Annotated in this window: 18 protein-coding genes and 2 tRNA genes; 17 read left to right on the top strand and 3 right to left on the bottom strand. The window is 62.3% G+C overall.

Features of this window, described 5'->3' with window-relative positions; genetic code table 11:
• On the bottom strand, positions 1-308 hold a 308-nt coding region (yhbY, locus tag DOM36_RS16005; protein WP_110643699.1), incomplete at its 3' end, for a ribosome assembly RNA-binding protein YhbY.
• Positions 309-569: 261 nt separating this feature from the next.
• Between yhbY and rlmE the strand changes: the two genes are divergently transcribed.
• The 17 genes from rlmE (at position 570) to DOM36_RS20340 (ending at position 16,960) form a co-directional block, all read left to right on the top strand.
• On the top strand, positions 570-1,247 hold the full coding sequence (rlmE, locus tag DOM36_RS16000) for a 23S rRNA (uridine(2552)-2'-O)-methyltransferase RlmE (protein ID WP_110643691.1): 678 nt from the start codon (positions 570-572) through the stop codon (positions 1,245-1,247).
• A gap of 90 nt (positions 1,248-1,337) precedes the next feature.
• On the top strand, positions 1,338-3,305 hold the full coding sequence (gene ftsH / locus DOM36_RS15995) for an ATP-dependent zinc metalloprotease FtsH (protein WP_075568544.1): 1,968 nt from the start codon (positions 1,338-1,340) through the stop codon (positions 3,303-3,305).
• Positions 3,306-3,457: 152 nt separating this feature from the next.
• Complete coding sequence (gene folP, locus DOM36_RS15990) at positions 3,458-4,360, top strand: dihydropteroate synthase (protein ID WP_075568545.1); 903 nt, start codon at positions 3,458-3,460, stop codon at positions 4,358-4,360.
• A complete protein-coding gene (glmM, locus tag DOM36_RS15985) occupies positions 4,357-5,742 on the top strand; it encodes a phosphoglucosamine mutase (protein ID WP_075568546.1) in 1,386 nt (461 codons plus the stop codon). Before folP ends, glmM begins: the two co-directional genes overlap by 4 nt.
• A 79-nt stretch (positions 5,743-5,821) precedes the next feature.
• Positions 5,822-6,571, top strand: coding sequence for a triose-phosphate isomerase (tpiA, locus tag DOM36_RS15980; RefSeq protein ID WP_075568547.1), 750 nt, complete (start codon positions 5,822-5,824; stop codon positions 6,569-6,571).
• A 4-nt stretch (positions 6,572-6,575) separates the two neighbouring features.
• Entirely contained in the window at positions 6,576-6,956 is a 381-nt protein-coding gene (gene secG / locus DOM36_RS15975; protein ID WP_110643690.1) for a preprotein translocase subunit SecG, read from the top strand.
• A gap of 85 nt (positions 6,957-7,041) precedes the next feature.
• Positions 7,042-7,128: transfer RNA gene (locus DOM36_RS15970), tRNA-Leu, on the top strand.
• A 132-nt stretch (positions 7,129-7,260) separates the two neighbouring features.
• Positions 7,261-7,337: transfer RNA gene (locus DOM36_RS15965), tRNA-Met, on the top strand.
• A gap of 173 nt (positions 7,338-7,510) precedes the next feature.
• Entirely contained in the window at positions 7,511-7,972 is a 462-nt protein-coding gene (gene rimP, locus DOM36_RS15960; RefSeq protein ID WP_075568549.1) for a ribosome maturation factor RimP, read from the top strand.
• 107 nt (positions 7,973-8,079) lie between these two features.
• The gene (gene nusA / locus DOM36_RS15955; protein ID WP_075568550.1) at positions 8,080-9,573 is read left to right on the top strand and encodes a transcription termination factor NusA; all 1,494 of its coding nucleotides are present in this window, start codon (positions 8,080-8,082) and stop codon (positions 9,571-9,573) included.
• 27 nt (positions 9,574-9,600) lie between these two features.
• On the top strand, positions 9,601-12,123 hold the full coding sequence (gene infB, locus DOM36_RS15950; RefSeq protein WP_075568551.1) for a translation initiation factor IF-2: 2,523 nt from the start codon (positions 9,601-9,603) through the stop codon (positions 12,121-12,123).
• Positions 12,124-12,191: 68 nt separating this feature from the next.
• Positions 12,192-12,644 (top strand): 30S ribosome-binding factor RbfA, encoded by a 453-nt coding sequence (gene rbfA, locus DOM36_RS15945; RefSeq protein ID WP_075568552.1) that lies wholly within the window; start codon positions 12,192-12,194, stop codon positions 12,642-12,644.
• Positions 12,644-13,576, top strand: a complete 933-nt coding sequence (truB, locus tag DOM36_RS15940; protein ID WP_110643689.1) for a tRNA pseudouridine(55) synthase TruB — start codon at positions 12,644-12,646, stop codon at positions 13,574-13,576. The genes rbfA and truB overlap by 1 nt, the downstream gene beginning before the upstream one ends.
• Positions 13,577-13,724: 148 nt before the next feature.
• Positions 13,725-13,994 (top strand): 30S ribosomal protein S15, encoded by a 270-nt coding sequence (gene rpsO, locus DOM36_RS15935; RefSeq protein ID WP_075568554.1) that lies wholly within the window; start codon positions 13,725-13,727, stop codon positions 13,992-13,994.
• A gap of 196 nt (positions 13,995-14,190) precedes the next feature.
• Positions 14,191-15,612: an ethanolamine ammonia-lyase subunit EutB gene (locus DOM36_RS15930; RefSeq protein WP_075568555.1), complete on the top strand. Its 1,422-nt coding sequence runs from the start codon at positions 14,191-14,193 to the stop codon at positions 15,610-15,612.
• On the top strand, positions 15,609-16,430 hold the full coding sequence (eutC, locus tag DOM36_RS15925) for an ethanolamine ammonia-lyase subunit EutC (protein WP_075568556.1): 822 nt from the start codon (positions 15,609-15,611) through the stop codon (positions 16,428-16,430). The genes DOM36_RS15930 and eutC overlap by 4 nt, the downstream gene beginning before the upstream one ends.
• A gap of 149 nt (positions 16,431-16,579) precedes the next feature.
• On the top strand, positions 16,580-16,960 hold the full coding sequence (locus DOM36_RS20340) for a hypothetical protein (RefSeq protein WP_198651310.1): 381 nt from the start codon (positions 16,580-16,582) through the stop codon (positions 16,958-16,960).
• A 185-nt stretch (positions 16,961-17,145) separates the two neighbouring features.
• Here the strand turns inward: DOM36_RS20340 and DOM36_RS15915 are convergent, their stop codons facing one another.
• Together DOM36_RS15915 and DOM36_RS15910 are read right to left on the bottom strand one after the other, a co-directional pair.
• Positions 17,146-17,781: a response regulator transcription factor gene (locus DOM36_RS15915; protein WP_110643687.1), complete on the bottom strand. Its 636-nt coding sequence runs from the start codon at positions 17,779-17,781 to the stop codon at positions 17,146-17,148.
• 2 nt (positions 17,782-17,783) lie between these two features.
• Entirely contained in the window at positions 17,784-20,921 is a 3,138-nt protein-coding gene (locus DOM36_RS15910) for a two-component regulator propeller domain-containing protein (protein WP_110643686.1), read from the bottom strand.
• Positions 20,922-21,043: the final 122 nt, after the last annotated feature.

Here is a 21,043-nt window from a genome sequence, read left to right as displayed (position 1 = left end):
TCTTCGGCGCGCTGAATGTTGGAGAGCTTGGGATTGACCTTGGGGTTGTGGCGATAGAGTAGTGCCACTTTGCCCAGGGTCTGGACCAGTTCCGCACCGGAGATTGCCACCAGCTCCTCGACCATGGCCTGGCGCTCCTCGCGCTCGGCGATCGCCAGCTTGACCTTGATCAGTTCATGATCACGCAGCGCGCGCTCGAGTTCCTGCTGGGCGCCCTCGCTCAAACCGTTTTCACTCACGGTGACGATCGGCTGCAGGTGGTGGCCGATGCTGCGGAAGGCTTTCTTTTGTGCGGATGTTAGGCTCATGATAGTCTGACCGTTGAACTTCGCGATAATTGTCAGCGGTGCTGCAATCGGTCTCACCACCGCACTGTCGAAACGCGCAATGGTACGGGTTTCGGTAGCAACAGGAAAGATGCCTTCGGCTCAGTGAAGGTTGCCGATCGATTGCAGGGGCGACACTTCCGGTTTCCCGTCCTCTGTCCGTCTGAGCGATCTACCGCTCTTGGCTATCCAGCCTCGCATCTCCGCTTTACGTTTCTTCGGCTATTCTTCAGGTGATCACCAGTGGCGCGCGCTTCCCGCTCAGGACCCAAATCCAGCCCCGACAAGCCCGGCTCTCCGACCCGGCAGAGCAAAAGCAGCGCGGGCTGGTTGAAAGAGCATTTCGACGATCGTTATGTCCAGCAATCCTGGAAAGATGGATATCGTTCGCGTGCAAGTTATAAGTTGCTGGAGCTGGACGAGCGTGACAAGTTGTTGCGCTCGGGGATGGCGGTGATCGATCTTGGCGCCGCGCCCGGTGGCTGGAGCCAGGTCGCCGCGGAAAAAGTCGGCACCGAAGGTGTGGTGATCGCCTCCGATATTCTGGAAATGGACGCGCTGGCTGGCGTGAGCTTCATTCAGGGCGACTTTACTGAAGAGAGCGTGCTGGAAGCGATTCTGGCCGAACTGGACGGACGCCCCGTCGATCTGGTGCTTTCCGATATGGCGCCGAACCTGAGCGGCATGGCGGCGATCGATCAGCCTCAGGCGATGTATCTGGTCGAGCTGGCGCTCGACCTGGCAAGACAGACGTTGTCGCCCGGCGGCCATTTTCTGGCCAAGGTATTTCAGGGCGAAGGATTCGATGACTATCTGCGGGATCTGCGCAGCAGTTTTCGCAAGGTAGTAACGCGCAAGCCGGAGGCATCACGGGCCCGTTCCCGAGAAGTCTATCTGCTGGCGCAGGGATTTCAGGGCTAGACTTGCAAGCGTGGTTGAACGCCTCCATCTAGTGTAGTGTCAGACCACGGCAAGCGCAGGCAGCAAGGTTCGTACTACGAGGGTGGTGTCTTGAACGACATGGCGAAGAATCTAATTCTCTGGTTGGTCATCGCAGCTGTACTGCTGACGGTGTTCAACAATTTCAGCGTCGATAGCTCGCCGCAAACGACGAGCTACTCGCAATTCGTGCAGCAGGTCCAGAACGACCAGGTGCGCAGCGTGACCATCGATGGCTTCACCATCAACGGTGAGCGCAAAGATGGCACGCAGTTCCAGACGATCCGTCCGGCCGCTCAGGACCCCAAGCTGATGGATGACCTGCTGGCGCACGACGTCACGGTCGTCGGCCAGAAGCCCGAGGAGCAGAGCCTGTGGACGCGTCTGCTCATCGCCAGTTTCCCGATTCTGTTGATTCTGGGGATCTTCGTCTTCTTCATGCGCCAGATGCAGGGTGGCGGCAGTGGTCGAGGCGGCCCGATGAGCTTCGGCAAGTCGAAAGCCAAGCTGCTGAGCCAGGACCAGATCAAGTCCACTTTTGCCGACGTTGCAGGCTGTGACGAGGCCAAGGAAGAGGTCGTCGAACTGGTCGACTTCCTCAAGGATCCGACGAAATTCCAGCGGCTGGGCGGTCAGATTCCGCGTGGCGTGCTGATGGTGGGGCCGCCGGGGACGGGCAAGACGCTGCTGGCGAAGGCGATCGCCGGTGAAGCCAAGGTGCCGTTCTTCAGCATTTCGGGATCGGACTTCGTCGAGATGTTCGTCGGCGTGGGGGCATCCCGCGTCCGTGACATGTTCGAGCAGGCCAAGAAGCAGGCTCCGTGCATCATCTTCATCGATGAGATCGACGCGGTCGGTCGCCATCGTGGCTCCGGCATGGGCGGCGGGCATGACGAGCGCGAGCAGACGCTGAACCAGCTGCTGGTCGAGATGGATGGCTTCGAGGCCAACGATGGCATCATCGTCATTGCCGCCACCAACCGTCCGGACGTGCTCGACCCGGCGCTGCTTCGCCCCGGCCGTTTCGACCGCCAGGTGACCGTGCCGCTTCCCGATATTCGGGGTCGCGAGCATATTCTCAACGTGCACCTGCGCAAGGTGCCGATGGGTGACGACGTGCAGGCGAGCCTCATCGCTCGCGGTACGCCGGGCTTCTCGGGCGCGGATCTGGCCAACCTGGTCAACGAAGCCGCCCTGTTCGCGGCTCGCCGTAACCGTCGCACCGTCGGCATGGAAGAGCTCGAGCTGGCCAAGGACAAGATCATGATGGGGGCCGAGCGTCGCTCCATGGTCATGTCCGAGAAGGACAAGCTCAATACCGCTTATCACGAAGCCGGCCACGCCATTATCGGCCTGGTCATGCCCGAGCACGATCCGGTCTACAAGGTCACCATCATCCCGCGAGGTCGTGCGCTGGGCGTGACCATGTTCCTCCCCGAGGAAGACCGCTACAGCTATTCCCGTCAGCAGATCATCAGCCAGCTCTGCTCGCTGTTCGGCGGCCGGATCGCCGAGGAGATGACGCTTGGGCCGAATGGGGTCACCACCGGTGCCTCCAACGACATCAAGCGGGCCACCGAGCTTGCGCACAGCATGGTTGCCAAGTGGGGCCTCTCCGAGGAGATGGGGCCTTTGATGTACGACGAGGACGAATCGCATCAGTTCCTCGGTGGTCCCGGTCAGGGTGGCGGCAAGCTGAGTTCTGGCGAGACGTCGACCCGTCTCGACAAGGAAGTGCGTCGCATCATCGACGAATGCTATGCCATGGCGCGCAAGATTCTCGAGGACAACCGCGACAAGCTCGACCTGATGGCCGAAGCGCTGATGCAGTACGAAACCATCGACGCTGCCCAGCTCAAGGACATCATGGAAGGTCGCCCGCCGCGTCCGCCGAAGGACTGGGGTGACGATGGTCCGAGCTCGGGTTCTGGCCGGCCGGTCAGCGATCCTGAGCCGCAGCCAGGCGACGAAGGGACGTCGGATGACGAGCCCGGTAACCGTCGCCCCTCGGATCCTCTGGGTGGGCCGTCAGGACTCTGAGGTCATCCGGCGCTTCGAGGCGGTTGGAACCTTGCAAGAAACGTCAGCAAGGGCAGCGGGGCGTCAGTAATGACGCCCCGCTGCGTTTCAGGTCGGTTGCGCAAAGGTCGCGTCCTGCCTAGAGTGAACGCCTTTGTGAACGGCGGACTTCCATGACGGATTCGGTACCCGTTGGCGCTCGACTGCGCTGCGGCCATCATCATCTCGATCTTTCCCGGCCGCGCGTCATGGGTATTCTGAACGTGACGCCGGACTCCTTTTCGGACGGCGGTCGACATGATCGCCTGGACGACGCGCGTCGCCACGCCGAGCGTCTGCTTCAGGAAGGTGCGGCGATCATCGACGTTGGCGGCGAATCGACGCGGCCGGGTGCCGAACCGGTATCGCTCCAGACCGAACGCGACAGAGTGCTGCCGGTGGTCGAGATGCTGGTATCGGAGTTCGATGCGTTGGTTTCGGTCGATACCAGTGCGCCCGAACTGATCCGTGAGGTCGCCGAGGCTGGCGCCGGCATGATCAACGACGTGCGCTCGCTGACGCGGCCCGGTGCGCTCGAGGCGGCCGCGGTCGCCGACCTGCCGATTTGCCTCATGCATATGGCGGGGGAGCCGCAGACGATGCAGCAGGCGCCGCATTACGACCGCCCGGTCGAAGAGGCCGTGGTCGATTTCCTGCGCGAACGTATTTCGATCTGCGAAGCGGCAGGCATTGCGCGCGAGCGTCTGGTGCTGGACCCGGGCTTCGGTTTCGCCAAGACGCTGGATCACAATCTGCGGCTGCTCAATCGCATGGCGTTACTGGCAACCCTGGGACTGCCGCTGTTGGCGGGAATGTCGCGCAAGAGCATGATCGGCCAGCTGCTGGAACGGCCTGTCGACCAGCGTCTGCCCGGCGGGCTGGCATTGAGCGTGATGGCCGTCGAGCGTGGCGCTAGAATTATCAGAGTGCACGACGTCGCGCCGACGGTCGACGCCATCAATATGGCTTGGGCGGTACTTCAGGAGCGATCAGCGTCAGGAACGGAACGACCAGCTTCAGGAACGGAACGAACATGAGTAGACGTTATTTTGGTACCGACGGTATCCGCGGTACCGTCGGCGAGTATCCCATCACGGCAGACTTCATGCTCAAGCTGGGCTGGGCGATGGGGCGGGTGCTGTCGCGCAAGCTGTCCGGCAGTCAGGCGCGGCAGAAATCGGCGCAGTCCACGCGACCCAAGGTGATCATCGGCAAGGACACGCGAATCTCCGGCTACATGTTCGAGTCGGCGCTGGAAGCCGGGTTGTCGGCCGCCGGGGCCGATGTGTCGTTGCTGGGGCCGATGCCGACACCAGGCATCGCCTATCTGACACGTACCTTTCGCGCCGATGCCGGCATCGTGATCTCCGCCTCGCACAATCCCTACCAGGACAACGGCATCAAGTTCTTCTCGGCGGAGGGGTTGAAGCTTGCCGATGAGGTCGAGACCGAAATCGAAGAAGAGCTCGACAAGCCGCTGGAAACCATGGCACCGAATCAGCTCGGCAAGGCGGTTCGCATCAATGATGCCGCCGGGCGCTACATCGAATTCTGCAAATCGACGGTTCACAACCGCCTCGAGTTGCATGGCCTGAGAATCGTGCTGGACTGCGCCCATGGCGCGACCTACCACATTGCGCCCAACGTCTTTCGCGAGCTTGGCGCCGATGTCAGCGTCATTGGTGGCGAGCCCGATGGTCTCAATATCAACCAGGGCGTCGGTTCGACGCACACCGAGCGCTTGAGCGAGGCCGTTCTGGCGCGACAGGCGGATCTGGGGATCGCGTTCGACGGCGACGGCGATCGCGTGCTGATGATCGATCGACGCGGCGCGCTGGTCGATGGTGATGAGATCCTGTACATCATCGCGCGGGATCTGCATGCCCGAGGAAAACTCAACGGCGGGGTCGTGGGTACGCTCATGACCAACTTCGGTCTGGCGGCCGCTTTCGAAAAACAGGGCATTCCCTTCGAGCGTGCCCAGGTCGGGGACCGTTACGTGGTCGAACGCCTGCTTGCCAACGACTGGTTGCTGGGCGGAGAGGCCTCGGGTCATATCGTCTGCCGCAACGTCCAGACTACCGGTGACGGGATCGTCTCGGCCTTGCAGGTGCTGGCCGTCATGGTGCGGGAGAACGCGCCACTGGAGCAGTTGCTCGACGGTTTCGACAAGACGCCGCAGTCGTTGGTCAATGTGCGCCTGCCGAGCGGAACCGATGCCAGGGCGCTGCTGGAAAGTCAGGCGCTGCGCCAGACGGTGGAGGCCGTCGAGGACGAGCTCGGCGGCAGCGGCCGGGTCTTGCTGCGCCCTTCGGGCACCGAGCCGCTGATCCGGGTGATGGTAGAGGGTCGGCCACGATTCGATGTGCAGGCCATGGCCGAGCGAATTGCCAATAGTGTCGAAACCTTGATCGCCTGAGCTGGCTCGATAGCCGGCAGCGGTTGTTGTCTTGCTGTCAAGGCTCTTATACCATGTCGCACCACCGATGGGAGGTTGCATGCGCAAGCCGCTGATCGCGGGTAACTGGAAGATGAATGGCTCGAAGGAACTGATCGAGACCTTTGGTCGAGCCTTCGCCGAGATTGATCTGCCGTCGCCAGTCGACGTGGTGATCCATCCTCCATTTCCCTATCTCGATGCTGCACGCCAAGCTTTTGTGAAAACGCCCGTCGGGCTGGGAGCGCAGACGCTCAATCCGCTGCACTCGGGGGCTCGTACCGGCGAGGTCAGCGGGCAGATGCTCAATGAGTTCGGCGTCGACTACGTGCTGGTCGGCCATTCCGAGCGTCGCCAGCTCTATCACGAAAGTGACGAGCAGGTTCACGAGCGCGTGATGGCCGCGCTCGAAGCGGGCATCAAGCCGATACTCTGTGTCGGCGAGACGCTCGAGGAGCGAGATGCCGGCCGATCCGAGGAGGTCGTGCTGCGCCAGGTGGGCTATGTCATGGCGCGGCTCGACTCGGCGCAGCGCCAGCAGATGACGATTGCCTACGAGCCCGTGTGGGCCATCGGTACCGGGCGCACGGCTTCGCCAGCTCAGGCTCAGCAGATGATGGCCGCGATTCGGCGCTATCAGTCCGGCTTCGATCGTGAACTGGCCGATGCGCTGCGTTTGCTATACGGCGGCAGCATGAACGCGAGTAACGCCAAAGAGTTGCTCGCGCAGCAGGATATCGACGGCGGCCTGATCGGCGGTGCGTCGCTCAAGGTCGACGATTTCATAGCGATTTGTCAGTCAGCAGGTTGATTTCATGCAGATAGCAATTTTATTGGTTCATGTTCTGGCCGCCATCGCGCTGGTGGTTCTGGTCCTGCTGCAGCAGGGCAAGGGCGCTGAAGCGGGCGCGGCTTTCGGCGGCGGCTCTTCTCAGACCGTCTTCGGTTCGCGGGGTAGCGGCGGGTTTCTATCCAAGCTGACCGGCGGCCTGGCGGCGCTCTTCTTCGTTACCTCGCTGGGGCTTGCGTACTTCGCGACCAACGCCGGCAGCGCGCCGCAGAGCGGCATTCCCGACGCGCAGGTGATCGAGCAGCAACATAATGGCGCGCCTACGCTTGACGACGGCGCTCAAAGCGGGAATAATGCTGCGCCAGCACTCGAGGAAGGTGGCGGTCAAGATTCGTCAAATCCTTGAGTGGAAAGGAAAATTCGTTACCTCCGATTGAAGCATTGGTTGTAGTGAATTTTGTGTAGCGCCAAGGTGCTACACACCCCCTGATGCCGAAGTGGTGGAATTGGTAGACACGCTATCTTGAGGGGGTAGTGACCTTACGGTCGTGCGGGTTCAAGTCCCGCCTTCGGCACCATCGTCAAGTCTTCCGGTCGAGCAGTCTCGGATCTCTCAGCGATAGCATGACGATTCTTGCGAAAGAATCCGGCGATATCACGGCCTTCCTTGACCCATCTCAAGGACGTTCCTATAATCGCCAACCTGATGTTGCGGGGTGGAGCAGTCTGGTAGCTCGTCGGGCTCATAACCCGAAGGTCATCGGTTCAAATCCGGTCCCCGCTACCAAGTTTCTTGAAAGGCCCCTTCCTGAGAAGGGGCTTTTTGTTAGTAGCTTTGTCGTTTCAACGTTGGCCGTTGTCGACGTCGCTGCTGACGTCAATGCCAGTCAGCCACCTAGCACCTTGCATGTCTCTCAACTCCCGGTCAGGTGCCTGATGCAACTGCTGTAGGAGTCGTTTGTGGTCACCAAGGATGCAGCACTTTATGCGATCATCGAGCCGGTGGTAACCGCCATGGGCTTCGAGTTGTGGGGCCTCGATTATCTGGCTCAGGGCAAGCATTCCAAGTTGATGATCTACATCGACAGCCCTAACGGCATCTCGGTCGACGATTGCGCCGGCGTCAGTCGCCAGGTCAGCGGCATCATGGATGTCGAAGACCCGATCTCGGGCAACTACAGTCTGGAAGTTTCCTCTCCCGGACTCGATCGCCCACTTTATACGCTCGATCACTTTTCGCGCTTCAGCGGCCATGTGGTGCAGCTCAAGTTGCGCACCGCGTTCGATGGTCGGCGCAAGTTCCAGGGGCGTCTGGCCGGTATCGACGGCGATGAAGTGCTGTTGCATATCGACTCGGAAGAGTACTGCTTTCCTATAGAAAGCATCGATCAGGCTCGCGTCGTCCCGCAATTCGACGACTGATTCGACTCCCTGTTATTCGATGACCCAGTCATTCGAGGCTGACTCGGCTATTCGAGATCGATTCAGTTATTCGAGACAAAGAACCGGTTTTTCGGCGAGGCATAGGCATGAGCAAAGAGATACTGCTGGTCGTTGACGCCATCTCCAACGAGAAGAGCGTGCCCCGAGATGTGATTTTCGAGGCTGTCGAAGCGGCGCTGGCCAGCGCATCGCGCAAGCGTTTCGAGGGGCAGGACGTCAGCGTTCGCGTTCAGATTGATCGCCGCACCGGCGAGTACGATACTTTCCGTCGCTGGACTGTGGTCGAAGACGAAGAGTATCTCAGCGAAGATCGTGAAATTCCGGTCTCCGAGGCGGAGAAGCGTGACCCGCCGTTGGCGGCAGGGGATGTCGTCGAGGAGCAGGTCGAATCGGTCGCCTTCGGTCGCATCGCGGCACAGACCGCCAAGCAGGTCATCGTGCAGAAGGTGCGTGAAGCCGAACGCGCCCAGATCGTCAAGCATTACTCCGAGCGGGAAGGTGAACTTGTCGCCGGTATCGTCAAGAAAACGACACGTGACGGGCTGATCATTGACCTGGGCGAGAATGCCGAGGGGTTCCTGCCGCGTGGCGAGATGCTTCCCGGCGAACGCTACCGCATGAACGAGCGCGTGCGCGCGCTGCTGTGGAAGGTCGATGCCGAGGCTCGCGGTTCCCAGCTGATTCTGTCGCGAACGAAGCCGGGCATGCTGGTCGAGCTTTTCAAGATCGAAGTGCCGGAGATCGCCGAACAGCTGATCGAGATCAAGGGGGCCGCCCGTGATCCGGGGGCTCGCGCCAAGATCGCGGTCAAAACCAATGACAGGCGCATCGACCCCGTCGGTGCCTGTGTCGGCATGCGTGGTTCACGCGTGCAAGCGGTGTCCAACGAGCTGCGTAATGAGCGCGTGGACATCATTTTATGGGACGATAACCCCGCGCAACTGGTCATCAATGCCATGGCGCCGGCGGAAGTCGCTTCCATTCTCGTCGACGAGGACGCCCATTCGATGGATGTCGCCGTCGGCGAAGACAACCTCGCTCAGGCCATCGGTCGTAGCGGCCAGAACGTCAGACTCGCCAGCGAGTTGACGGGATGGACGCTCAACGTGATGACCGTTGACGAGGCCGAGGGTAAACGCGAGCAGGAAGTCGACAGCCTGGTCGAATATTTCATCAACCATCTTGAGATCGACGAAGACGTCGCCCGTATCCTGGTCGAGGAAGGGTTCACGACGATCGAAGAGCTGGCCTATGTGCCGCTCGAAGAGATGCTGGAGATCGAAGAGTTCGATGAGGATCTGGTCGAGGAACTTCGTGCAAGAGCCAAGGATGAGCTGCTCAACTTGGCCATCGCGACGGAAGAGCAATTGGATGGCGCTCAGCCCGCCGAAGACCTTCTCACGATGGACGGCATGGACCGCCACCTGGCTTTCATTTTCGCCAGCCGTGGCATCGTCACCATGGAGGACCTCGCAGAACAGTCCATCGAGGATTTGAAGGATATCGACGACGTGGACGAGGAGCGCGCAGCGGTACTGATCATGACTGCCCGTGCGCCTTGGTTTCAGAGCGAAGAGTAACGTGGTCACGGGTTCAGGAGGGTCGTAATGTCAGACATGACCGTAAAAGAGTTTGCCGGCAAGGTGGGACGCGATGTGTCTCGCCTGCTTGAACAGATGAAGGATGCGGGTCTGCCGCATCAGAAAGAAAGCGACGCGGTCTCCGAAGAGGACAAGCAGCGTCTGCTCGATCACCTGACCAAAAGTCACGGTGGCGGACGGGGTCCGCGTAACCGCATCACCTTGACGCGCAATACCCGCAGCAAGATTCGGTCGGGCGAGCGCGGCAAGACCATCGAGGTGCAGGTGCGCAAGAAGCGTACCTACGTCAAGCGGGATGCGGAGCCGGTCGAAGAAGTCGTGGCCGAGGAAACGGGGCCGCGGCAACTGGTCGGCGACATGGCCGACCAGGCGCAGCAGTCCGAGCAGGCAGCTGCCGAAGCGGCGAGCGCAGCGGCGCAAAGCCAGACCGCCGGGCAGGAAAGCTCCAACAAGGCTGCCGCACCGGCGCCCGAACCCCAGGCGCCGGGGAGCGACATTCCCCAGGAGCCTCAGGTCGAGGACAACGAGCCGACTTCCAACAGTCAGCCGTTCGTCGAGCCGCCGCCCAAGGAGCAGCGCACCGAAAATCGTCGCGCCCATCCCAAGAAGGACAAGGAGCGTGATCAGGGTCGTCGCGGCCGTCGTGACGACAATGACGATCGTTCCGAGCGTCGTCGCGGTAGCGGCGCCAAGAAGGTCAAGCGTGCCGAGCGTCGGGGTAGTCGTCGCGGTCGCGGTGACAACGAGCATGGCTTCCAGAAGCCGACGCAGCCGATCGTGCGTGAAGTCGCGCTGCCGGAATCGATCAGCGTTGCCGAACTGGCGGACAAGATGTCGGTCAAGGCCAACGAAGTGATCAAGGCCATGTTCAACATGGGCGCGGCGGTCACCATCAACCAGACCATCGATCAGGATACGGCTGCCATCGTGGTCGAGGAGATGGGGCACAAGCCCAAGCTGGTCAAGGAAGATGCGCTCGAGACCGAAGTGCTCGAAGGCATCTCCTATGAAGGCGACGAGATCACCCGCTCACCGGTCGTCACCGTCATGGGTCACGTCGACCATGGCAAGACGTCGCTGCTCGACTTCATTCGTCGCACCAAGGTCGCGACTGGCGAAGCCGGCGGTATCACCCAGCATATCGGCGCGTATCACGTCGAAGGCGAACATGGTGGCGTCACCTTCCTGGATACACCGGGTCACGCGGCCTTTACCGCCATGCGTGCTCGTGGTGCCCAGGCGACCGACGTCGTCATCCTGGTGGTTGCCGCCGACGATGGCGTCATGCCGCAGACGGTCGAGGCGGTAGAACACGCCAAGGCTGCCGGCGTACAGCTGGTCGTCGCGATCAACAAGATCGACAAGGAAGGCGCCGATCTCGACCGGATCCGCAACGAGCTGTCTCAGCACGGTGTGATTTCCGAAGAGTGGGGCGGCGATACGCAGTTCGTGCAGGTCTCGGCGAAAACCGGCGAGGGTATCGATCAGCTGCTGGAATCGGTATTGCTGGTTTCCGAAGTGCTCGAGCTCAAGGCCGTTCCCGAAGCTCCCGCGAAAGGCGTGGTCGTCGAATCGCGCCTCGACAAGGGCCGCGGGCCGGTAGCGACCGTGCTGGTACAGAACGGTACGCTCAAGCGTGGCGACATCGTCCTTGCCGGCCTGCATTACGGCCGTGTCCGGGCGCTGACCAACGAGCTCGGCAAGCAGGTCGAGTCGGTCGGCCCGTCCATGCCGGTCGAGATCCAGGGTCTCGACGGCACGCCGGAAGCCGGTGAAGACTTCATGGTCCTGACCGACGAGAAGAAGGCACGCGAAATCGCCAACTTCCGTCAGGGCAAATACCGCGAAGTCCGTCTGGCACGTCAGCAGAAGGCCAAGCTGGAGAACATGTTCAGCCAGATGGGCCAGGACGAGGTTGCCAAGGTCAACGTTGTGCTCAAGGTCGACGTGCAGGGCTCGTTGGAAGCGATCCGTGGCGCGCTGGAAGAACTCTCTACCGACGAAGTTCAGGTCGCTGTGGTCTCTTCCGGGGTCGGCGGCATCACCGGTACCGATGCCAACCTGGCACTGGCCAGTGAAGCGATTCTGGTCGGCTTCAACGTCCGTGCCGACGCCTCTGCCCGGGAAATCGTCGAGCGTGAAGGTCTGGATCTGCGCTACTACAGCGTCATCTACCAGCTCATCGACGAGGTCAAGCAGGCCATGAGTGGCATGCTGGCGCCCGAGTGGAAAGAAGAGATCGTCGGCATCGCCGAAGTGCGCGATGTGTTCAAGGCACCGAAGATCGGCGCTATCGCGGGCTGCATGGTCGTCGAGGGCTCCGTTCACCGCAACAAGAAGATCCGTGTCCTGCGTGACAACGTGGTCATCTATGAAGGCGAGCTGGAATCTCTGCGTCGCTTCAAGGATGACGTCAACGAAGTGCGTAACGGCATGGAGTGCGGTATCGGCGTCAAGAACTACAACGACGTCCAGGTCGGCGACAAGATCGAGGTCTTCGATCAGGTCAAGGTCGAGCGTACCCTGTAAGTGACTGGACCCCGCAGGCGCCCAGATTGTCTACGACATAGGCGCCTGCGGGATCTCGAGAGGCAACGATGCGCGAATTCAAACGAACCGATCGGGTCGCCGACCAGCTGCAGCAAGAGCTGGCCGTACTGATCCAGCGCGAGATCAAGGATCCGCGCCTGGGGATGGTCACGGTCAGCTCGGTCACGGTCAGTCGGGATCTCGGCTACGCCGATATCCACGTGACGCTGCTGGGCGAAAACGATCCGGCTCGGGTCAAGGAAAACCTGGCCGTGCTCAAGCGGGCCGCCGGCTTTCTGCGCTCGCAGATCGCGCGCCGCATCAAGCTCCGCCACGTTCCTGAACTGCGCTTCCACTACGATGAAAGCGTGGTACGCGGGCACAAGCTGTCGGCGCTGATAGAAGAAGCCGTCGCCAGCAACCGGCCGCAGCAGAGTGACGAAGCGGAACTGGCAGACGAGGTTCAGAAAGACGAGCCTCGGTCAGACGGTACGCGGAGCGAGGACGGAGAGTCTCGCTGATGGCAAGGCGTCGCAAGGGGTTGCCCATCAACGGCGTGCTGCTGCTGGACAAGCCCAAGGGCGTGTCGAGCAATCACGCGCTGCAGCGCGTCCGACGGCTGTTTCAGGCGCGCAAGGCGGGCCACACCGGTACGCTCGATCCCATGGCGACCGGGCTGCTGCCGGTCTGCCTGGGTGAAGCGACCAAGTTCTCCGCCCACCTGCTCGAAGCCGACAAGGTCTACCGGACCCGAATCAAATTCGGTGAAGTGACCACGACCGGTGACGCCGAAGGTGACGTGGTGGAACGCCGTTCACTGCCGACAACGCTGGACCGGGATGCCGTCGAAGCCGTTCTCGAACGCTTCCGAGGTGAGATCGACCAGGTCCCGCCGATGTATTCGGCGCTCAAGCACCAAGGGCGCAAGCTCTATGAACTTGCGCGTGAGGGCGAAACGGTAGCGCGTGCGCCCAGGCGCGTGACGATATATGATATGCGCCCGCTCGGCTGGGAGCCCGATGGTGTCTGGTTGCAGGTGCGCTGCAGCAAAGGCACCTACATACGGACGCTGGCCGAGGATATCGGCGCAGCGCTAGGGCTTGGCGCTCATATCACGGCGCTGGAGCGGCTGGAAACGGGCCCTTTCGACAGTGAAAGACGACTCTCCCTCGAAGCCCTCGAGGCGATGAGTGACGAGGAGCGACTGGCACAGCTGCTGCCGGTCGACGTGATGCTCGAGCATCTGCCGACGCTCAGCGTGGCGGAGATCGTGGCCCAACGCCTGCTGCTGGGGCAGCGGGCGGAGTTGGCCGATAGCCAGCTGGCACCGGGCACCACCGCCAGACTGTATCGCGACGAATCCTTTCTGGGATTGGTCGAATTGACCGCGCAAGGGGAGGTTACTCCCCGGCGTCTGGTCGATACGACAGCCTTGAACTCGGGAGGCGCCTGAACCGGGACGAGTCCTGGCAGGTGCAATCGGTCAAGCTGTCAGCATCGATTCGATGCGCCCGTCCATGTGACGGTTAACCGGGAGGCTGCAAATATGCGTGGTCTCCGACATTCATCATTCAGGCATATTGCTTGCTGGAGAGTTTTTCATGGCACTAACTGCTGAAAAGAAAGCCGAGATCGTCAAAGAGTTTGGTCAAGGCGAAAGCGATACCGGTTCCCCGGAAGTCCAGGTTGCACTGCTGAGCGCCAACATCGACGGTCTGCAGAGCCACTTCAAGGATCACAAGCAGGATCACCACTCTCGTCGTGGCCTGATCCGCATGGTCAACCAGCGTCGTAAACTGCTGGACTACCTCAAGGGCAAGGACTTCGAGCGCTATCAGGCGCTGATCAAGAAGCTCGGCCTGCGTCGCTAAAACGCCGGGCTGCCGATGTCGGCGGCCTGGCACTAGCGATGATCGATGGCCTCGTGCCATCGGCGAAAGCCCTATCGACCTGGTCGGTAGGGCTTTTTCCTTGTCTGGCGCTCCGCATTTTCTTGTCGCAGGAGAAGTCTCTCTCATGGCATAAACTGAGACGACCGTATCACGACAATGATCCCGGGAGTGTGCCATGGCTGAACACGTCATCGACATCGGCGGTCGACGCTATCGCTTCGACACTCTTGGCGCGCTGATGGCTGCGGCTTCGCCCCGTCGTTCCGGGGACGAACTGGCCGGCGTCGCCGCCACCAGCGCCGAAGAGCGGGTCATTGCCCAGATGGCGCTGGCGGAGCTGCCGCTCACCGCCTTTCTGGAAGAGCCGCTCATTCCCTACGAGGAAGATGAGATCACCCGGCTGATTCTCGATCGCCACGACCGCGACGCGTTCGCGCCGATCGCCGCGCTGAGCGTCGGCGAGTTTCGCAACTGGCTGCTCTCCGAGCGTGCCGATAGCCGGTCACTGAAGGCGTTGGCACCCGGCCTGACGCCGGAGATGGTGGCGGCGGTTTCCAAGCTGATGCGCGTGCAGGATCTGGTGCTGGTCGGCCGAAAATGCGAGGTCGTCACGCGCTTCCGCAATACCATCGGCCTGCCGGGCCGGCTGTCGACGCGGTTGCAGCCCAATCATCCCACCGACGACGCTTCCGGCATCGCGGCCAGCATCCTCGATGGCCTGCTCTACGCCAGCGGCGACGCCGTGATCGGCATCAATCCCGCCACCGACAACACGTCCACGGTGGTGACGCTGTTGAAGATGCTCGACGAAATCATCTCCCGCTACGAAATCCCCACCCAGAGCTGCGTGTTGACCCATGTCACCACCGCCATCGAGGCGATCGAGCGCGGTGCGCCCACCGATCTGGTATTCCAGTCGATCGCCGGCACCGAAGCCGCCAATCGCGGCTTCGGCATCGATCTCGCGCTGCTGCGGGAGGGGCGCGAGGCGGCACTGTCGCTGAATCGCGGACCGCTCGGCAACAACGTGATGTACTTCGAGACCGGCCAGGGGAGCGCGCTTTCCGCCGACGCCCATCATGGGCTCGACCAGCAGACCCTGGAAGCACGCGCCTACGCGGTCGCGCGCGAGTTCGAACCGCTGCTGGTCAATACCGTGGTCGGCTTCATCGGCCCCGAGTATCTGTTCGACGGCAAGCAGATCATCCGCGCCGGGCTGGAAGATCACTTCTGCGGCAAGCTGCTCGGCGTGCCGATGGGTTGCGATGTCTGCTACACCAATCACGCCGAGGCCGACCAGGACGACATGGACATGCTGCTCACCCTGCTCGGTGCGGCGGGATGCAGCTACATCATGGGCATTCCCGGTTCCGACGACATCATGCTCAACTACCAGACCACCTCGTTTCACGATGCACTCTATCTGCGCCAGGTACTTGGCCTGCGCCCGGCGCCGGAGTTCGAAGCCTGGCTGGAAACCAGCGGTATCTATCGTCACGATCGCGGCATCGCCTTTGATCGGGACTTGCCGTCACGCTTCCAGCACGTGTTGGGGGCGATGGGCTTGGGCACGGTTGATACGGGAACAGCACGATGAACGACGAGGATCTCCACGATGGCGATGCGGGTATCACCGTCATCAATCCCTGGCAGCGGTTGCGCGAGTTGACCGATGCCCGCATCGGGCTGGGGCGCGTCGGCGGCAGTCTGCCCACGGCAGCACAGCTGGCGTTTCAGCTGGACCATGCCCGGGCTCGCGATGCCGTGCACCTGGCGCTGGATACGGAGCGTCTGATGCCGGATCTGGACGCACGCTTTCCGCTGGCGCTGCGGCTGCAGAGCCGTGCCGTCGACCGCGACGAATATCTGCGTCGGCCGGATCTCGGGCGGCGGCTGTCGGAGCAAGCCGAGCAGGAACTTGCCGCCATCACCCCCGAACCCTGCGACGTCTCGATCTGTGTGGTCGATGGTCTTTCCGCCAGGGCGATTCATGAACAGGCGATAGCGTTTCTCGATGCGGCGCTGCCGGAGATCGAACGGCTCGGCTTGTCGCTGGGGCCGGTGGCCCTGGTGGAGCAGGGACGGGTCGCGATCGGCGACCCGATCGGTGAGGCGCTCAAGGCGCGCATGAGCGTGGTACTGATCGGCGAGCGTCCCGGTCTCAGCTCGCCGGACAGCCTGGGCCTCTACTTCACCTGGGCGCCTCAGAGTGGCCGGCGCGACAGCGAACGCAACTGTATCTCCAACATTCGCCCCCGCGGCTTGCGTTACGCCAACGCTGCCAGGCTGCTCGGCTATCTGATGCGCGAAGCGCAGGCGCTGGGTACCTCCGGCGTGGCGTTGAAGGATGACAGCGAAGTCGACTCCCGTCTCGGCGACGGTCGCCAAGGCAACTTTCTGCTGCCGCCCGCCTGAGCCTCGGCGGCGAATTCGAACGATGTCGGGCGCGTTACGGCGCCGATGACCGGTGCTGTAGGGGCAAGCTCCTGGACGGCATCGTTACCGAAGTGACGTCGCCACTCGCTCGGACTGGTACCGGTGACCCGGCGAAACAGTCGCGTGAAGTGAGACTGATCGCAAAAGCCACAGATCAGTGCAATGTCGGTCAACGGCGTCTGCTGATGCTGCATCAATGTTTGCGCCTGCCGAATACGCTGACGAAGGACGTAGTGACATGGGGTTTCGCCAAAAGTCATCTTGAAGGCATGGGTGAAGTGACCAACGCTCAGCCGGACGAGAGCCGCCAGATCCGCCGTGCGTATCCGGTCCTGAAGATGAGTCTCGACGTGAGCGGTAAGGCGCCGCGTTTGCCATCCTGCCAGTTTGCCAGGGTCGGTTTCATTCGAGAGCCGTTCTTGCAGCAGCGTCATGGCTCGGGAAAGACCGAGCTGCGCGGCAAGACGCTCGTCGTCGAGGCTATATACCGCCTGGGAGAGCAGGGATAGCACGAGCGCTACCCTTTCCGCCTTTACCGTTCGAGCAACCGGGGGTAGCGTCGATGCAGGGTGGGAACGCCTCATGGTCGAACTCCGGTTGTATCGGTGGCATCAATGATGAAACGCTCTCGTCGGGAAGTTAATCCTCTTTGGGCGAGGGCGCGCCTCCCCCTAAAGAGGGAGGCGCCGGTCTCTTACGCCATATCGATGATGCCGCGTCTCAGTGCAATGGCCACGGCATGGGTGCGATTGCCGGCGCTGAGCTTGGCAATCAGGTTCTTGACGTGTGCCTTGATCGTCTCCTCGGTAAGCCCGAGTCGACGCGCGATCGCCTTGTTGGAGTCTCCTTGTGCGATCCAGCGCAAGACCTCGACTTCGCGCCGGCTGAGTGGCTCGGCACCCAGGTGGCTGGCCAGGTCGGACGCAATTTCGGCGGGGAAATGAGTCTTCCCCATCGCCAGTGCCCGGATGGTGTCGATGAGCGACTTGCGTAGCGTGCTTTTCAATAGATAGCCGGTGGCGCCCGCCTGAATGGCGTGCAGGACCCGGACATCCCCTTGGTAAGTGGTCAGAATGGCGATTCGTGCCGCAGGGAACTCGTCGCGAATGGCACGAATGGCAGCGATGCCATCCAGCTCCGGCATCTGCAGATCCATCAGCGTGACATCGGGCTGCAGGCGGCGATAGCTGTCGATGGCCTCGATACCGTTGCTGGCTTCGCCGACCAGTTCGATATCCGGTTGACCCGCGATCACGGCGGCGATTCCCTCTATCAGTAGAGGATGATCGTCGACGACCAGAACACGGATCGGCAAATGGGCTGGGGGCATGCTCAGGTTCTCCCGAATCGCCAGCGGTGGCGTCGCGAGGGATGATGTCGCGAAGGGTGATATCGATAGGCTAGCGCTGCCGGAACGGTCAGTCGAACCGTGGTCCCGAGGCCGGCCTGGCTGTCCAGTTCGAGGTTTCCCCCTAACTGGCGGGCGCGCTCCTGCATATGGGGCAACCCCCAATGACCGGGGCGCCCCGACGGTGTCAGGTAGTGGCCGGGAATCCCCGTACCATCGTCGCTGACCGACAGGCTGAAGCCATCCGGCGCATGACACAGGGTGACGGTGATTCGCGTCGCATCGGCATGATGAAGCGCGTTGCACAGTGCTTCATGACCGATCCAGTAGGCTTCGTTTTCGACTCGGGTGCGGAGCGGTTTCGGATTGCCCTGAGTGGTGACGTGGCAGGTCGGGTATCGGGCGTCTGGCCGCTCCCGGGACGCCCGCGCCAAGCGTTCGGCGAGACCGGTGTCCGCCGAGGCACGATGCAGTGACATCACGCGATCACGGCCCTCATCGATTACCTCATCGGCACGGTCGAGCGCCCGCGCCATCGCCTGACGAGCCGGGTCGTCGATGGGCATTCTGTCGGCGGCGGCCTGAAAGTGCAGCACCAGTGCCTGGATGCTCTGAAGCAACGTGTCATGGAGCTCGCGGGCAATGCGTTCGCGTTCGGCGTGGCGCGCCTCGAGTCGTGCGCGCAGCTGAGCCGCCGCCAGGCGCATCCGGTAACGGTAACCGACCCACAGCAAGACGCTGATGATCAACAGGCACAGCCCGCGAAAGGTCCAGGTCTGGTAGAAGGCGGGAGCGATATGCAGGGACAAGCTGGCCGGCCGCGGATTCCAGACACCGCTGCTGCTGGAGGCTTCGACCTCGAAGCGGTAATCGCCAGGTCCCAGCCGAGTGTAGATGGCCTGACGTCGATGTCCGGCGTCGTGCCACCGGGTATCGTAGCCGCGCAGGCGGTAACGAAAGCGTACGCTCTCGGGCCGGGACAGATCGATCGCCGTATAGTCGATAGCGATTCTTCGCGGCCGTGCTGATAATGACGCTTGGGAGGCGATGGGCGAAGCCAGAGGATAGCTGCTGGTATCGGCCGAGAGTGCCGTGAGTCGAGGCTCGGGCGGAGGAGATCGAGCCTGGGTCCGGCTTGGGTCGACCGAGACCACGCCAGTGACGGTGGCGAACCAAAGTCGTCCATCCCGCCCCTGGATGGCACTGGGTACCGGGTGAATACGAAAAGCATCGTTGGGGAGATCATCATCCCCTTCGAAGCGGCGGAATCGAACGCGATAGCCGGGCTCCCCGAGCACTCTGGTGATTTCTCCCGCGGGTATCTGGAGAACGCCGGTTTGGGTGTGCAGCCAGAGATCCCCCCACGCCGGCGTTGAGCGCGGCGTTGAGCGCGGCGGCGAGTCGCCAAGGTGATCGTCGGCGATCTCGGCCGGAGTTTCGATGATGGCGTGAATGCCAGTGAACGGCCCTCCACTGGCGATGGCGTGAAACCGTTTACCATCGAACAGAGCCGCGCCGTTCGTGCCGCCCAGCCAGAGGTGCTGCCGGGTGGCCGAGATCGCCGCCACATTGCCGATATCCAGGCCGTCCTGCCGCCCCCACTGGCGCACGTCGTCTCCATCGCGCATGACCAGTAGATCATCCCGGTAGCCGAACCAGACCCGGCCTTGAGCATCGCTGGTCGCGCTGACGGGCATGGTCTGACTCGGATGGGTCGTCGGTGGAGACGTGAGTTGCCAGGCTTCCCCATACCAGCGGAACAGCCCCGACCGATTGATCGAAACCCACAGCGCGCCGTCGCCATCGCGGGCCATCGCGCGCACGCTCGCTTCGGCCTGGGCCGTTGGCGGCAACGCGGTGACGCGGCGCAACACGCCTCGATGTGCCCGCCAGATACCGTTCGGACCACCCAGCCAGACGTCGCCTTTCGCATCGCTGAAGGCGTTGGTGATGGGCGGCGGAACGTCGCTCGTGTGCCACCGCCCCGCGAACCGGTGCATGAGCGGGCGGTTGCTGGAGCCTGCCCACAGCATGCCGGATGCTTCCTCGGCCAGCGCGATGTTACGGGCGCCGCCGGGCAGATCCGCCGGCACCAGAGTGGCATGACGAAAGCGGTCCAGGCCGGCACTGGTGCCGACCCAGACATTACCGGCCGCGTCCTCGAAGACGGGTTCGATGTCATCGGCGCTGAGACCATCGAGATGACCGTAATGCTGCACTGCAGCGGCAAGCGAGTTGGTGGAGGTCGACAGGTTGTGCCCGGCATCGGGCAGCCGCAGCAGACCCTCGCCCTGGGTTCCGATCCACAGGTTGCCGTCGCGGTCAGCGGCCAAGCCCGCGGAGACGACGTCGAGGGGTTGCGGGGCTTCGCCCGAGAACAGGATCGGGCGCACCCGGCCGGGGTGAAGTTCGGCGATCCACAGCGTGCCGTCACGGGTCTGGGTGATCTGGCTGACCCAGCCCACCGGTTGATCGGCATCAAGGAATCGATGGCTGCCGCGGGGCAGATAGAAAAGCCGGCTCTCGCTGGCGGCCCATAGCGTACCGTTGCGGTCGACGAAGACGGCGCGGGCGTTGTTGCCGGGAAACCCCCAATCGGTCGAAACGGTATGCCAGCGAACCCCATCGAAACGCGCCAGGCCGTCGTTGGCGGCAGCCCAGACGTCGCCGTCGTGATCCTGCGCCAGCCCATAGACCGCTCCGGTCGGGAAGCCCGATCCCGGTCCATAATCGGTGAGTTCGCCGTCGCGAATCAGGCTGACACCGCCGCGGCGAAGACCGACCCAGAGCCCACCGCCCGGGATCGCCAGCAGGGAGGAGACGGTCGCCACGGTCTTCCCGTCAGTGGTGGCGTAGCGCTCGAAAGCATTGCCGTCGAAACGAAACAGCGAGTAGTGGGTGCCCAGCCAGAGATAGCCATCCGAGGTCTGGGCGATAGCGCCGACCTGGCCGGGTCCGTTCTCTTCGGCAGTACCGCTCCAGCTGCGATGATGGAGCTGCTGGAGCGTCAGGTTGGAATCCAGCGCCAGTGCCATCACGGGCATCAGCCAGATCCACCACAACCAGAGGGCGGCCGATCGTCCCATTGGCACGTTCAGCCAGGCCGATAAAGCAGGTTTCATGCAGGTATTCCCACGGCCAGGCACTAGCTTCGCCCTCACCGGTCGATTGTGTCGAGAGCCCGAGGAAACTCGATATTACACCGAGCGCCTGGCATTGGCGTCATCGGCGATTCCGGTCGTGA

Source organism: Salinicola sp. CPA57, assembly GCF_003206035.1.
Classification (GTDB): Bacteria; Pseudomonadota; Gammaproteobacteria; order Pseudomonadales; family Halomonadaceae; genus Salinicola; species Salinicola socius.
The sequence above is the reverse complement of the archived record's forward strand: the minus strand, read 5'-3'. Positions and strand labels throughout refer to the sequence as shown.